Origin of the sequence: Micromonospora terminaliae (assembly GCF_009671205.1) — a bacterium.
Taxonomy (GTDB): Bacteria; Actinomycetota; Actinomycetes; order Mycobacteriales; family Micromonosporaceae; genus Micromonospora; species Micromonospora terminaliae.
Map to the genome: position 1 here is coordinate 2,159,434 of NZ_CP045309.1, position 14,061 is coordinate 2,173,494.

Below are 14,061 nucleotides of genomic sequence, written 5' to 3' on the forward strand. Positions count from 1 at the left end.
CGCGGCGCAGGTGTCCACGGCCGCCGCGGGGGGCTGCCCGCTCACCTGCAACCAAATTTGTTAAGTAGCTTGCCTTACCAAAAGATGGCCGCTAACTTGACTGCTAGCGACGAAGGTCGATGCGCGGTCGGCGTCCGGCTTCCTGCGGCATCGCCCGGGTGCGGAGGCAGTCATGACCACCGGCGGCGTACGTCTGCTCACCACCACAGTCATCCTTGCGCTCACCGGCGGTTGGGGCGCGCCCACCGCTCCCGCCGCCGTCCAGGCGTCATCCGTCTCGTTCACGTCCGTCGTACCGGCGCCGGTCGTCACCGCGCCGGCAAGCGGCGTCACCCACCAGATCACCGCGACGACGACGATCTACACCGAGCCCGGTTCGCCCGCGGCGGCGCAGATCGCCGGGCAGCTCGCCGCCCTGCTCCGCCGCTCGACCGGCTATACCCTGCCGGTCGTCGACGCCCCCAGCACGACCCCGACGGACGGCATCGCCCTGCTGTTGTCCGGGGCGCCGCCGGCCGCCGGCAGCGAGGGCTACCAGCTGGACGTCAGCGCCCCGTCGATCGCGGTACGTGCCAACCAGCCGGCGGGTCTGTTCGCCGGCGTCCAGACGCTGCGTCAACTGCTGCCACCCGCCGCGGAGAGCGCGACAGCCCAGCCCGGGCCCTGGGAGATCGCGGCCGGCCACATCCTCGACTATCCGCGGTTCTCCCATCGGGGCGCCATGCTCGACGTTGCCCGGCACTTCCTGCCGGTCCCGGTGGTCGAGCGCTACATCGACGAGATCGCGCTCTACAAGGTCAACCGCCTGCATCTGCACCTCTCCGACGACCAGGGCTGGCGTATCGCCGTCAACAGCTGGCCCAACCTCGCCGTCTACGGCGGGAGCACGCAGGTCGGCGGCGGCACGGGCGGGTACTACACCCAGGACGAATACCGGCAGATCGTCGCCTACGCCGCCGCCCGTTACGTCATGATCATCCCGGAGATTGACATGCCGGGCCACACCAACGCCGCACTCGCCTCGTACGCGGACCTCAACTGCGACGGCGTGGCCCCGAAGCTCTACACCGGCACCCGGGTCGGGTTCAGCTCGCTCTGCGTCAGTAAGGAACTCACCTACACCTTCCTCGACCAGGTCCTGGGTGAGATCGCCGGGCTGACACCCGGCGCCTACCTGCACATCGGTGGCGACGAGGCGAGCTCCACCACCGCCACGGACTACAGCACCTTCATGAACCGGGCCCAGCAGATCGTCGCCGCCCACGGGAAAACCGTTGTGGGCTGGCACGACGTCGTCCACGCCCCGGCCCTGCCGTCGACCGTCGCCCAGTACTGGGGAACCACCACCGCCGACGCCGCGGTAGCCACCGCCGCCCAAAACGGCACCAAGATCATCATGTCCCCGGCCAACCGCGCCTACCTCGACATGAAGTACAACTCCCGCACCAAACTGGGCCAGCGCTGGGCCGGCTTCATCGACGTGCAGGACGCATACGGCTGGGACCCGGGCGCCTACCTCTCCGGCGTCGGCGAAACGTCGGTGCTCGGAGTCGAGGCGCCGCTGTGGACTGAGACCATCCAGTCGCTGGCCGACGTCGAGTACATGGCCTTCCCGCGCCTGCCGGCCATCGCCGAGCTCGGCTGGTCACCGGCGAGCACCCATGACTGGACGTCGTTCAACCAGCGGCTCGGTGCTCAGGGCCCACGCTGGCGCGTCATGGCGATCAACTACTACCACTCCACCCAGGTGTCCTGGCCCACCGGAGCTTGACCGCCGCGCCACTCGCGGCGCACCGCCTTGATCACATCGAGGAGGCCAACCATGCCATCGCGCCCCACCATCCCCCGAACACCGCCACCGCACCGGCTGACCCGTCGACTGATCACGATGCTCTTCGCGACCATCACGCTCGTGGCGAGCATCGGGCTCGTCCACGTGCCGCGCGCGAGCGCCGCCACCGTCGGCTCGACCGAGCTGACGAGTGGCTGGGCCCTGCGATCGGCCAACCAGGTGGCGGACCCGGGCCCGACCATCTCCCAGGTCGGCTACAACACCGCCGGCTGGAACCCGATCTCGCTCCCGTCGACCGTGCTGGCCGGCCTGGTCGCGAACAACGTCTACCAGAACATCTACGTCGGCACGAATCTGCAGTCCGTGCCTGACCTGACCAGCCAGAACTGGTGGTTCCGAGGCCAGTTCACCGCCTCGGCCACCACCGCCGACCAGGCGTACTGGCTGCGCTTCCAGGGCATCAGCTACCGCGCCCAGATCTGGCTCAACGGCACCCAGCTCGACGCCAACGCGGTCGGCACCATGGCGGCGCACGAATACAACGTGACGAACCTGATCCGGCCCGGTGCACTCAACGCCCTGGCGATCCTCGTCACCCCGCCCGCCCACGACTGCAAGGACCTCTCCTTCTGCACCGTGGACTGGAACCCGGAAGCCCCCGACATGAACGCCGGCCTCTGGGGCAAAACCCTCCTGGACACCACCGGGCCGATCGCCCTGCGCGACCCGTACGTGAAGACCGTGCTGCCGCTGCCGGCCACCAACGCCGCCGACCTCACCGTCTACGTCGACGCCGTCAACGCCACGAACGCCCCGGTCACCGCCACGGTCAACGCCACCATCACCAAGGCCGGCTATCCCTCCGTCTCCGTCAGCCAACCGGTCACCCTGGCCGCCAACGAGCGCCGCGAAGTCACCTTCGACCCGGCCGGCTACCCGCAACTGCACCTCACCAGCCCAGCCCTGTGGTGGCCCTACCAGTACGGCAGCCCGGAGCTCTACCAGCTCGCCACCTCGGCGACCCTGGCCGGCGCCACCTCGGACACCAAGTCGATCAACTTCGGTGTCCGCCAGTTCACCGACTACCGGACCACGGTCAACGGCACCTCGTTCGTCGGTTACCAGGTCAACGGGAAGAACATCTTCTTCCGCGGCGGCGGCTACATGTGGGACCTGCTCCAACGCTGGGACACCAAGACCAACGCCGCCCACGTCCAGTACGTCAAGGACATGGGCCTCAACACCATCCGCTTGGAAGGAACCCTGGGCAACGACGAGCTCTACGACCTGGCGGACAAGGCCGGTGTCATGATCATGCCCGGCTTCGTCTGCTGCAGCGCCTGGGAGAACGACAACACCTGGACGGCCGAACAGGAGCAGGTCGCCAACGCCTCGCTGGAGAGCCAGATGCGCGCACTGCGCGCCCACGCCAGCCCGTTCATGTGGGCCTACGGCAGTGACCAGCCGCCCACCGCCGCCCACCTGACGGCGTACAAGAACACCGCGACCCGGTTGCATTGGCAGAACCCGACCGTGGACAACGTGGCGACCTGGTCGAACGCCAACGCCGGTATGAAGATGGACGGCCCGTACAAGTGGGAACCGCCGCTGCTGTGGTGGGACAGCCCGGCCCAGTCCGGCAGCGCCTTCGGCACCACCGGCGAGGAGGGCACCGAAGCCCCGCCGCCGCTGGAGAGCCTGCAGAAGTTCATCCCCGCCGCGAACCTCTGGCCGATCGGCGCCACCTGGAACTACCACGCGGGCAAGCCGCGCAGCGTGTTCGACAACATCCAGGTCTACACCGACGGCGTGGACAAGCGCTACGGCACCACCACCAGCGCCGAGGACTACTCCCGCAAGTCGGAGTTGCAGAACTACGAGAACACGCGCTCGTTCTTCGAGGCCTGGAACTCCCACGAGTACACCCAGTCGTTCGGGGTCATCTTTTGGATGCTCAACAACGCCTGGCCGTCGGTGCACTGGAACCTGTACGACTACTACCTCAAGCCCGGCGGCGGCTACTTCGGCAGCAAGAAGGCCAACGAGCCGCTGCACATCGCCTACGACTACAAGACCCGAAACGTGTACACCGTCAACTCCACCCTGACCGCACGGAGCGGGCTGACCGCCACCGCGACCGTCTACAAGATCCCCGACCTGAGCCAGGCCTACACCACCAGCGTGCCGGTCACCGCGACGGCCAACGCCGCCACCCAGGTCCTCACCCTCCCGGCGCTGACCGGCCTGTCCGCGACCTACTTCATCCGGCTGCAGCTCAAGGACCCGGCCGGCGCGGTGCTCAGCAACAACCTCTACTGGTACTCCAGCCAACCCGATGCGCTGGGCAACAAAAAGAACTGGTACATGACGGCGGTCAAGACCTACGCCAACCTGACTGGCCTCAACAGCCTGCCGGCCAACCCCAACCTCGCGACCAGCGTGACCCGGAGCGTCGCCAGCGGGCAGGAAACCGCAACCATCAAGCTGACCAACAACAGCCCGACGAACATCGCCTTCTTCCTGCGCCCCGAGATCACCGCCGGCAACGGAGGCAACGAGGTGCTGCCGGTCAACTACACCGACAACTACGTCTCCCTGTGGCCGGGGGAGTCGACCACCATCACCGCCACCTACCAATCCAGCGACCTCGGCGGGCAGGCGCCATACCTGCGCACCCGCGGCTACAACATCCCCACCACATCGACCCCCGTGCCGTAGCACCGACGGCTGGCGGGGGCGGCGACCAGCCGCCCCCGCCAGCCGTCATGCGTACAGCCTCGTATCGGCCGGCATGTGGCGCAGCTCGATCGGCCGGCCGGCGTGCTGGGCCAGGGCGTACGCGGCCAACTGCACCGGGAGAATGTCGAGCACACAGCCGCCGAGCCCGCCGAGCCGCGCCAGCCGCAACCAGCAGCCCATCCGACGCCGGCACGTCGAACTCGGTCACCAGAACGACCCGCGCCCCGTGCCGGGCGAGGTCAAGAGCGAGCGGAACCTCGCGGGCCGCGCCGAACAACAGCACCGCCCGCCCGGGCCCGCCGTTTCCGCCCGGCCATGCAGATATTCGCGAGTGCTGAAGCACGCCGTCTGCAGATGCCCGGCCTCCCTCAGGAGCACCGCGGCGCCACCGGCCGTCGCCACCCTTGCCCCGGCTGCCACGACGTCCACGCAAGAGACGCCGGCGAGCGCGGCGCCAGCGGCTCGACATCCCGGTGGAGCACCTGCGACGCCAGGTCCGGCAGCAGTGCCCAGTCGGTACGGGATTGGCCGCCCATCCGCCCGGCGAGCAGGCCGAGTGCCCGCAGCCTCGCGGTGTAGCTGAGCGTGGTCACCACGGTGTCCTCGGCAGCCGAGGGCGATGACGGTGTCGGCTGCCGCGCCCAACGGACTGTTCGGGTCGCTCGTCAGGGCGAGCCTTGCGGCCGGCGCGGCGGCCAGCGCCTCGACCGTCTCCCGGCTGCGACCCGACTGGCTGATGCCCAGGAACCCGGCAGCCAGCCCGTCCGGGCACACCCTCGCGCAGCTCGGCGGCACTCACCGCCGTCGCGGGCAAGCCGTGCGCGCGGAGGGTGGCCGCGAAGCCGACCGCGGCGTGGGCGCTGGTACCCAGGCCCAAGACCACCAGGGCGCCACACCGGGCCACCGAGGCCGCCCGGGCACCCACCGGGGTAAGGCCTTGTCATCCCTTCACCGCCCCTGCGGCGAGACCGCTGACCAGATAGCGCTGGAACAGCACGGCCAGCACCACCGGCGGGAGCGCGGCCAGCACGCCGCCTGCGGCGATGAGCCCGAAGTCCACGGCGTTTCGACCGGTGAACTCCGCGATCGCCACGGGCACCGTCTTGGCCTGCGCGGTGGACGTGAAGATCAGCGCATAGAGGAACTCGTCCCAGCACAGCAGGAACGCGTACAGGCCGGTGGCCAGGATGCCCGGCTTCGACAAGGGCAGCATCACCCGCACCAGGGCGCCCAGACGGCCACACCCGTCGACCCGGGCCGCCTCCTCTAGTTCCACCGGAAGCGACGCGAAGAACGTGCTCATGTTCCACAGCGTGAACGGCGTGGCGAGCGAACAATAGACGACGATCAGCCCGCTGCGAGTGTCGAGCAACCCGAGGCGTGACATGAGCAGGTACAGCGGAATGATCAACGCGATCGGCGGCAGCATGTAGGTGACCAGGAACGACAACAGCGTCACCCGGCGCAGCGGAAATCTCAGCCGAGCCAGGGCGTAGCCGCCGAGCACCCCCACGACGAGCGAGATGACCACCGTTCCGGCCGCGACCAGGAAGCTGTTGACCATCGCGGCGCGGAACGCCGCGCCGGCGCTCGCACCGCCACCGGCAAAGATCTCGCGGTAACGGTCGAGCGTCACATGTTCGGGCCGCCACCGCATCGGCCGGGCGATCAGGTCCGTCTGGCCCACCAACGACGAGTAGAGCAGCCACCCGAACGGCGCGAGGATCACCACGCAGGTGGCTACCGCGGCCAAGTGGATGAAGACCCGGTAACGCAGACTGGATCTCATGGCGACCTCAGCTCGCTCTGCCGCAACAGCCGAAGATAGACCAGGGCCAGCAGGAGGACGGCCACGACGGTCAGGTAGGCCAGCGAAGCGCCCGTGCTGAACCGCTGGGCGGAGAACGCCTGCAGGTAGGTGAAGAAGGTGACCGTCTGCGTGCCGCTGGCGGGCCCGCCACCGGTCATCACATAGATGATGTCGAACACCTTGAACGCCTCGATGGTGCGCAAGACCAGCACCAGTGCGATGTTCGGCACCAGCAGGGGCAACGTGATCCGGAAGAACGAGCGCACCGGTCCCGCCCCGTCCACCCGCGCAGCCTCGAACAGCCCCGACGGGATCGTCTGCAGCCCGGCGAGCAGGAAGAACGCCACCAGCGAGGTGTTCTTCCAGACATCGGCCACGATCACCATGTTCAACGCCAGGAACGGGTCGTTGCCCAGCCAGGACCGGTAGCCGCCCTGCAGGTGCAGGTCGGTCAGCAGGGCGTTGGCTACTCCGTACTGAGCGTTGAGGACCCACCGCCACATCGCGCCGTTGACGATGGTCGGCAGCGCCCACGGCAGGATCACGATCGCCCGGAACAGCCAACGCAGACGCAGCGGGGCGGCGAGCAAGTGCGCGAGGCCCAACCCGAGGACCAGCTCGAGCATCGTCGAGACCAGCGTGAAGTAGGCGGTGTGTCCCACCGCCGCCCACAGGCGGGGGTCAGCGAGGACCTCCGTGTAGTTGTGCAGGCCGACGAACGGATACCGGCCGGGGAACGGGCTGTCGACGTCGTAGAACGAGATGACCAGCGCACGCCCCGCCGGGTACAGCACCACGCCGAAGACGACGAGCGCCGCGGGCAACAGCAGGACCAACGCCAGCCGCAGCTGCCCGCCGCCCGCGCGGCGCGCGAGCGGCCACCGGCGCGACCGTCGGGCACCCCCGCCGGTCGATGGCTCCGGCCTCGCGCGCGCCGGGGGCGCCGCCGTCATGACAGCAAGGTACGCGCCTGCTCGGCGGCGTCGTCAAGGGCCTTCTTCGGCGGCTTCCGGTTCAGCAAGGCGTTCTGCAGCTCGGCCTGCAGGAGCTGGCTGATCTCGTTGTAGCGAGGCACCTGCGGGCGGGCGATGAGGTCGGCGAGTTGCTTCTTGGCCACCGGCACCACCTGCGGCAGGGTGGACGCCACCGCCGGATCGTCGTACGACTTCGTCCAGCACGGCAGCGAGCTCTTGGCGTACTTGTTCTGCACCTCGGCACTGGTGATGTAGCTGATGTAGGTCCACGCGGCCTTCTGGTTCTTACTGCCCGCGCTGACCGACAGGGCCATCGAGCCATTGACCCCGGGGGCGCTGGCGGACCCGGACGGCGTCGCCGCGACGCCGACCTTGCCCGCGACCTTCGACTGCTGAGGGTCGTTCGCGGCGTTGAACATGTAGGTCCAGTTGAGGGCCATGGCCGCCTGGCCGTCGGAGAAGATCTTCCGGACGTCCTCCTCCAGCGACTCCACCGAGTTCGGGTTGGTGATCTTGCGGTCCAGCGTCCGCTTCATGAACTCCAGCGCCTGCAGGCCGCCACCGGTGTTGAAGGCGATCGACTTTCCATCATCGGACAGGAACTTGCCGCCGAAGGCGCCGACCAGCTGGGTGTAGTCGCAAACCAGCGCCTCGGCCTGCTTCCAGCTCCAGATCAGCGGATGCTCGACCACCTTCTTGGCCCGGAGCGTCTCCGCGGCGGTGAGCACGCCGTCCCAGGTGGACAAACTGGCCGGCTCAACGCCCGCTCTGGTCAGCATGTCGGTGTTGTAGAAGAGATACTTTGTGTCGAGGATCCAGGGCACCCCGAAGTAGCGGTTCTGATAGGCGGCCGTGGCGAGCGCCCCGCCAAGCATGTCGCTCTTCCAGCTGGCCGGGAACTGGTCGGTCACATCGGTCACGATGCGCTTGCTTCCGAACTCCGCCGGCCAGATCACGTCGATGAGCACCACGTCGAAGGTGCCGGCCGGGGCGGCAGCCACGATCTTGTCGTGCAACGCCTCGTAGGCGACAAAGGAAGGCTCGACGGTGATCTTCGGATACTTCCGCTGGAACTCCGCGGTCATCGCGCGGATGTCGTCTTCGGAATAGCCGGCCTGCTTCATGAACAGGGCCGTGATGTGGCCTTCCCCGGTGCCAGCCGCGCCGCTGCCCGCGCCGGTGTCGCTGCCACCGCCGACGTCGCAGGCCGCGAGGAGAAGGCCCGCGCCGGCGGCGGCTGACACTTGGAGAAGTCTTCGCCTCGACAGCTCGCTCATGTGCTCGGACATGATCGCCCCCCTGGGGTTTAGGTAGGCTGCTTAACAAAAACTTGTACTCGGTTCGCGATCACCGGTCAAGACCGGCGTCGCAGCCTCCCTGACCCGTAGGCGAAGGAGTGAATCCGCCTTGGTCTCCGTCGATCCCTCCGGTCGGGCGGTGCTGGCCGCACTGCTGGACAGCGTGCCCATGACCCGACCGGAACTCGCCCGCCGCACCAGCCTGTCGCGGCCGACCATCTCCGAGGTCGTACGCCGGCTCATCGACAGCGGTCTGATCGTCGACGCCGGCGTACGCCGTGGCAGACCGGGCCGCATCCCCACCTACTACCGACTATCCCCGACAGCCGGCTACGTGGTGGCGGTCGACGTGGGGGGCGACAACCTGCGAGTCGCAGCGGCCGACGTGGGCGGAACCGTCTGCTACGAGCAGCGACAAGCCACGAAGGCCACCGGCGCTAGCCGGGTCGCCGCGCAGGCCAGCCGGATGATCATCGCGGCCTCCAAGGCCGTGGGGGAGCGCCTCGGTCCGCTTCGTCGGGTCGGCGTGTCGGCTCCGGGCGTCGTGCACGCCGACGGCCGCACCATGTCCGTTGCCCGCAACCTCGGCGAGGAAGGGCTGTTTGACCTGCTCACACCACTCGAGGAGCGGATCGACGCGCCCATCGTGCTGGAGAACAACGTCAACCTCGCAGCGCTCGGCGAGCGCTGGCGAGGACATGCCCGCGACGTCGCGACCTTCGGCTTTCTCGCCGTCGGCGCCGGCATCGGAATGGGGTTGGTGCACAACGGCCAACTCGTCCGCGGGGCGCACGGTGCGGCCGGCGAGGTCGCCTACCTGCCGCTGCCCGGATCCGTGCCGTCCGACCAACGGCGCGGGCGGGGCAGGGAGCAGTTAGCCGACGAGGCCGGAGCGTACGGCGTGCTCGCGGCGCTCGACGCCCACCCGATCTGGCCGGGCCGTCGACCGATGTCAGTGGAGGAACTGTTCGCGCAGGCCGCCACCGGGGTACCGGCGGCACGGGACCTGGTGGAGGCCGAGGCGCGGCAACTCGGCCTCACCATCGCCAGCGCGTGTGCCGTCTTCGACCCGGAACTCGTCGTCCTCGGCGGGGGAGTCGGCCACAATCCCCTGTTGCTGCCCACCGTCCGGGAGACGGTCAACACGTACGTGCCGTTTCCGCCGCGGATCGAAACCAGCGCCCTCGGTGAGGCGGCCTCGCTCACCGGAGCACTGTTCGTCGCCCTGGAGGCCGCCCGCGCCGAACTCCTCGGAACGATCGGCGGCCCCGACGGCGGCTGATTTGGGTAGACGCCGGTGGTAGGCCCAAGGGCGGGAGCACTGCCGCCCAGACCCGACGTGACCAGCCTGGACAGGCCCGTCCCGTGTTCTGATTTGCAGCCGCCGCACCGCGGCCGCGACATTGTTCGGGTCCGCAAGCGACCTCGCCAGCGCGCTCCGGAGCGCGGCGGCCGCCCAAGCGGCGGGCCGGCGCCCCAGGCATCCAAACCCGGCGAGGACGTGCCCGAACCCAACGTCGACCGCCGCTGGCTCGGGCTGTGCCTGCTCGCCGCGCTGACCGGGGGCCGTGGCTCGCAGCAGCAGTTCGGCGTCGGCGTCCGGAGAAGGCCACCCGATGGTTCGTGACGACGGCCATACCGGCGTCGACGATCCGCAGGGCGCCCGGCAGTGGACGGCCGGGTGCGCCGACGGTTGCCGCCGCGCCGGCAAGCCCGGGCGGGGGTAGTCCGGGGACGTGGCGTGCCTGCGCCTCGACCAGCTCAACGGCGGGCAGCACCCGGTAGACAACCTCGTCGTCGTCAAGGTCGACCGGCGGGCCGGTACGTGGCTGCATACATCCGAGGAACCCGGCGGCCTCGATCCGCAGTCGGATCAGCTCGTCGTGGCGTCGGTGCCAGGCCCGGGCCCGTATGGCGTATTCGTGTCGCCGCCGGTCGTTCTCGCGCTCGGCCCACCTGCTCGGCCATTCGGGGCGCTCGCCGTTGGGATCATGATGATCGCCGTAATGTCGCCGTCGCGGCGCAGCGTCGACACCGGCGACGCTGTCGCGCCGCGTTAAGTGGGGGACACAGTGGCGGTGGCAACCGTGCGCCCGGTGCCGTCGTGTGCGGTAACCGTCGGCGGCCGGCGAGAGCTCCAAACCACGATCAGGTGACCGTGGTACGGGACGGGTAGGTGGCGGCCGTTGACATGCAGTTCTGCGACCCCATGGCCGACGAGCACCGCCGATCCGCGCACCCATTGCCTGCCCCACGGCAGCGGGGGGTTGCCGTCGCGCACGACGCCAGCGCTCCCACTCATCGCCACCTGGTAAGGCGGGAGGTCGTCGCGGGCCCGCTCGAACTCTTCCGCGGTGGGGTCTTCGTCGTACGACGCTCCGCCGCCGCCGAGCGTTCGCCAGGCTCCGTGGTTGTCGACGGCCAGCAGGTGCGTCTCGTCCCAGTAACAGCCAACGCCTCGGCGTAGGAACCGTGTGGCGGCGACGTTGCCGTCCACGTCGACCGCGACCGGCGCGAAACGACGGCGCCGACTCAACCGCACGGGGCCGTCCGGCAACCCTGAAATGATCAGGCGCAGGCTCTCGGCCAAGGCGTCGTACGCCACCCGCTGACCGTACCTGAGCCGGGTCCCGGTCGCGGTCGATCACCTACGGCCGGATCCGTCCCGGTTTCCGGGCGTGGTCGATCCGGGCCGGACCGTGTCATGCTGCACGGACCGACGGGAGGACGACGATGGCTGCTGGCGATGCCGTTCAGGTGCGGCCGGCGCGAGGGGCGCTGCGGCCGTTGGTGTCCGGGGCGACGCTTGTCGCGGTCCTGGCGTTGCTGTTCGGGCTGCCGTGGTGGACGTTGACGGTGGCGGCGCGGTGGCCGGCGCCGGTGGTGGCCGCCGGCACGAGCGTGTTCGTCGTCGCGCTGGTCGCGTTTCCCGCCCTGATGTATCTCGGGCACGGCCGCCGGCGGCTGGACGCGGCGGCCCGCGCCGGGGACACACTGCTCGGCCTGGTCTGGATCCTGTTCGTCTGGGCGCTTATCGGAAACGTGGCCCGGCTCCCGCTGGCCGCGGCGGGGGTCGCCGATCCGGTGCGGTCCCGGGCGGTGGCAGTCGGTGCGGCGGTCGTCTCGGTCGTCCTGGCCGTGTGGGGGTACGCCGAGGCGATGCGGGTGCCCCGGGTGCGGCGGGTGGACGTCACCGTCGACCGGCTGGGCGCCGGTCTCGACGGGCTCCGCGTGGTGCTGCTGACCGACACCCACTACGGCCCGATCGACCGGGCCCGCTGGTCCGCCCGCACCATTGAGGTGGTCAACGGGCTGGCCGCCGACATCGTCTGCCACACCGGTGACATCGCCGACGGCACGGTCGATCAGCGCCGAGCCCAGGCGGCCCCGCTGGGTGCCGTCCAGGCCCGGCTGGCCCGGGTTTATGTGACGGGCAACCACGAGTACTACGGCGAGGCGCAGGGCTGGGTCGAGCACATGCGGGCCCTTGGCTGGGAGCCGCTGCACAACCGGCACCTGGTGGTGGAGCGGGGCGGTGCCCGGCTCGTAGTCGCCGGGGTGGACGACGTGACCGCGGCCTCGTCCGGCGTCGCCGGTCACCGGGCCGACCACGGCGCGGCGCTGGCCGGCACCGATCCGGGGCTGCCCGTGCTGTTGCTGGCGCACCAGCCGAAGCAGATCGGCGACGCGGTGGCGGCCGGCGTGGATCTGCAGCTGTCCGGGCACACCCACGGCGGTCAGATGTGGCCGTTCCATTACCTGGTCCGGCTCGACCAGCCGGTCGTGCAGGGCCTGAGCCGGCACGGCCGGACCCAGCTCTACACGAGCCGGGGGACCGGTTTCTGGGGTCCGCCGTTCCGGATCTTCGCGCCGAGCGAGATCACCCTGCTCACCCTCCGGGCGGGGTAGCCCCGACCGGGCCCATACTTACCGGCCCCGCCTGAACGTGACGGGGTACGGCGGCATAGCGCTCTCGCAGTTGGGGTAGGGCTGAAGCCTGCTCCCCGTATGGGCAAGCAGCTCCACCCGGGTCAATCGCGGCGCGGCTCAGCGGTGACGAAACGCAGCTGCGGGTGGTTACTGCGGAGCTGGTCTTCCTTTCCTTGCCGGAGGGCGGTGCGGGCGGCGGGGCAGCCGTGGCAGGTGCCGGCGAGCTTGACGGTAACGGTGCCGTCGCGGACGTCGACGAGTTCGATGTGACCGCCGTGGGAGCGAGCGAGGTCGCCGACGGGCCCGTCGAGCAGCTCGCGGGCGGCGTCACGCGGTGGCCCGTCGTCCGGCTCGCCGCAGTTGTCGGCCGGGGTCCAGTGGGTCGGGTCGGCGAGAGCGGCGTGCAGAGCCGTGCGGACCCGGGCGCCGTCGCGGGACCACTGCCGGCCGGGATGAAGGGTGGTGACGATCGCTGCGGGTTCGACGCGGACCTGGGCGAGGGTGCCGTCGTCGCGTAGGGCAGCGAGCGGGGCTGGCAGGGTGGCGGCGACGCCGGTGAAGGTCAGCACTCCGGCCGGGGTGATCCAGCGCAGTTGCTCGGGGTGGCCCGCGACGGGCTGGGGTGAATGGGGATCATGACCTCAGCCCGCCAGGAGCGCGGTGATGGTCCTGGTGGCGTAGGCCATGATCCAGGCCAGCGCGGTCAGGTAGCCGAACGCGATCAGGGGCCACTTCCAGCCGCCGGTCTCGCGGCGGATGATGCCGACGGTGGCCATGCACTGCAACGCGAAGGCGAAGTAGACCAGCAGCGCTGCGATGGTCGGGGCGGTGAGCAGCGGCTGCCGGTTGAATGGCCCCGTGCCAAGCATGAGTCGGTCCCGGTACGCCGGCGTTCTCGCACATCACGACGACAATGTCGTTCTCGTGTACGAGGCGTACCCACGGTGGGGCGGCCCCTACTGGAACATCCCGAGCGGGCGGATCGAGGACCACGAGACGCCGTTTGAGGGCGCCTGCCGAGAGTTGGCCGAGGAGACAGGTCTGGTCGTCGCAACCGCGGACCTCGTTCTTCATGGCACGGCGGCGGTGACCGGAGCAGTCACCGTCAGCCGGGTGTGGAACTTCACCGTCGACGTGGTGGATCCGACCCTGCACGTCCGCGACCCAGATGGTCTGATTCAGGAGGCCCGCTGGTTCCCCGTCGAAGAAGCAAGCCGCTTGCTTCATGAGTTGCCCTACCGGCCGCTGTCGGAGCCGTCAGTTGCGGTCCTCACCGGTCAGGCTCAGCCGGGCGCCCATTGGGCGTATTCCGATCCGGAAGCGGAGCCGGTTGTCACCTACCCCAACGGGTGAAGGACGTGTGCCACGTCCCTGTCCTGCTGATCACCAAGATGCCCCGAGACCTTGGCTGGACCGCGGCGACGAGCCCCGCGGACGGACTACAGCGTGTTCGCCTCCCGAACCGTTCTCGATCTCTGTCGTTTACCGGATCTGCCGCGGACAAGGCGCGGCGTCCGT

General features: G+C 69.5%; 13 protein-coding genes and 1 pseudogene. 7 read left to right on the forward strand and 7 right to left on the reverse strand.

Features of this window, described 5'->3' with window-relative positions:
* The first annotated feature begins 172 nt into the window (after positions 1-172).
* Together GCE86_RS09470 and GCE86_RS09475 are read left to right on the forward strand one after the other, a co-directional pair.
* On the forward strand, positions 173-1,771 hold the full coding sequence (locus tag GCE86_RS09470; RefSeq protein WP_154226593.1) for a beta-N-acetylhexosaminidase: 1,599 nt from the start codon (positions 173-175) through the stop codon (positions 1,769-1,771).
* 117 nt (positions 1,772-1,888) lie between these two features.
* On the forward strand, positions 1,889-4,510 hold the full coding sequence (locus tag GCE86_RS09475; RefSeq protein WP_163636767.1) for a glycoside hydrolase family 2 protein: 2,622 nt from the start codon (positions 1,889-1,891) through the stop codon (positions 4,508-4,510).
* Positions 4,511-4,555: 45 nt separating this feature from the next.
* Here the strand turns inward: GCE86_RS09475 and GCE86_RS09480 are convergent, their stop codons facing one another.
* From GCE86_RS09480 to GCE86_RS09495, 4 genes are all read right to left on the reverse strand, one after another.
* Positions 4,556-4,711: a hypothetical protein gene (locus GCE86_RS09480; RefSeq protein WP_154226595.1), complete on the reverse strand. Its 156-nt coding sequence runs from the start codon at positions 4,709-4,711 to the stop codon at positions 4,556-4,558.
* A 760-nt stretch (positions 4,712-5,471) separates the two neighbouring features.
* On the reverse strand, positions 5,472-6,263 hold the full coding sequence (locus tag GCE86_RS09485) for a carbohydrate ABC transporter permease (RefSeq protein WP_204342163.1): 792 nt from the start codon (positions 6,261-6,263) through the stop codon (positions 5,472-5,474).
* Positions 6,264-6,316: 53 nt separating this feature from the next.
* Positions 6,317-7,294, reverse strand: coding sequence for a carbohydrate ABC transporter permease (locus tag GCE86_RS09490; protein ID WP_154226597.1), 978 nt, complete (start codon positions 7,292-7,294; stop codon positions 6,317-6,319).
* A complete protein-coding gene (locus GCE86_RS09495) occupies positions 7,291-8,604 on the reverse strand; it encodes an extracellular solute-binding protein (RefSeq protein WP_204342162.1) in 1,314 nt (437 codons plus the stop codon). The genes GCE86_RS09490 and GCE86_RS09495 overlap by 4 nt, the downstream gene beginning before the upstream one ends.
* Positions 8,605-8,722: 118 nt before the next feature.
* Between GCE86_RS09495 and GCE86_RS09500 the strand changes: the two genes are divergently transcribed.
* From GCE86_RS09500 to GCE86_RS09505, 3 genes are all read left to right on the forward strand, one after another.
* Entirely contained in the window at positions 8,723-9,895 is a 1,173-nt protein-coding gene (locus GCE86_RS09500) for an ROK family transcriptional regulator (protein ID WP_154226598.1), read from the forward strand.
* 219 nt (positions 9,896-10,114) lie between these two features.
* Complete coding sequence (locus GCE86_RS32330; protein ID WP_275587140.1) at positions 10,115-10,240, forward strand: hypothetical protein; 126 nt, start codon at positions 10,115-10,117, stop codon at positions 10,238-10,240.
* 109 nt (positions 10,241-10,349) lie between these two features.
* Positions 10,350-10,673 carry a hypothetical protein gene (locus GCE86_RS09505; RefSeq protein WP_154226599.1) on the forward strand — a complete coding sequence of 108 codons (324 nt, stop codon included), beginning with the start codon at positions 10,350-10,352 and terminating at the stop codon, positions 10,671-10,673.
* On the opposite strand, the gene GCE86_RS09510 is transcribed toward GCE86_RS09505, so the two are convergent.
* Complete coding sequence (locus GCE86_RS09510) at positions 10,670-11,218, reverse strand: hypothetical protein (protein WP_154226600.1); 549 nt, start codon at positions 11,216-11,218, stop codon at positions 10,670-10,672. The two genes, GCE86_RS09505 and GCE86_RS09510, sit on opposite strands and share 4 nt — an antisense overlap.
* 128 nt (positions 11,219-11,346) lie before the next feature.
* On the opposite strand from GCE86_RS09510, the gene GCE86_RS09515 reads away from it, so the two are divergent.
* Positions 11,347-12,522 (forward strand): metallophosphoesterase, encoded by a 1,176-nt coding sequence (locus GCE86_RS09515; protein ID WP_154226601.1) that lies wholly within the window; start codon positions 11,347-11,349, stop codon positions 12,520-12,522.
* Positions 12,523-12,644: 122 nt separating this feature from the next.
* Here the strand turns inward: GCE86_RS09515 and GCE86_RS09520 are convergent, their stop codons facing one another.
* Entirely contained in the window at positions 12,645-13,112 is a 468-nt protein-coding gene (locus GCE86_RS09520) for a NifU family protein (RefSeq protein WP_244317245.1), read from the reverse strand.
* Between the two features lie 72 nt (positions 13,113-13,184).
* Positions 13,185-13,400: pseudogene (locus GCE86_RS09525) on the reverse strand (ferrous iron transporter B); the annotation flags it as partial.
* A gap of 67 nt (positions 13,401-13,467) precedes the next feature.
* Here GCE86_RS09525 and GCE86_RS09530 point away from each other — a divergent pair.
* The gene (locus GCE86_RS09530) at positions 13,468-13,896 is read left to right on the forward strand and encodes an NUDIX hydrolase (protein ID WP_244317246.1); all 429 of its coding nucleotides are present in this window, start codon (positions 13,468-13,470) and stop codon (positions 13,894-13,896) included.
* The last annotated feature ends 165 nt before the right edge of the window (positions 13,897-14,061 follow it).

Bases quoted from the DNA above. Each gene is read 5' to 3' on its own strand.
- GCE86_RS09515 (WP_154226601.1), top strand. From the start codon at position 11,347: ATGGCTGCTGGCGATGCCGTTCAGGTGCGGCCGGCGCGAGGGGCGCTG.
- GCE86_RS09475 (WP_163636767.1), top strand. From the start codon at position 1,889: ATGCTCTTCGCGACCATCACGCTCGTGGCGAGCATCGGGCTCGTCCAC.
- GCE86_RS09480 (WP_154226595.1), bottom strand. From the start codon at position 4,711: ATGGGCTGCTGGTTGCGGCTGGCGCGGCTCGGCGGGCTCGGCGGCTGT.
- GCE86_RS09490 (WP_154226597.1), bottom strand. From the start codon at position 7,294: ATGACGGCGGCGCCCCCGGCGCGCGCGAGGCCGGAGCCATCGACCGGC.
- GCE86_RS09495 (WP_204342162.1), bottom strand. From the start codon at position 8,604: ATGTCCGAGCACATGAGCGAGCTGTCGAGGCGAAGACTTCTCCAAGTG.
- GCE86_RS09470 (WP_154226593.1), top strand. From the start codon at position 173: ATGACCACCGGCGGCGTACGTCTGCTCACCACCACAGTCATCCTTGCG.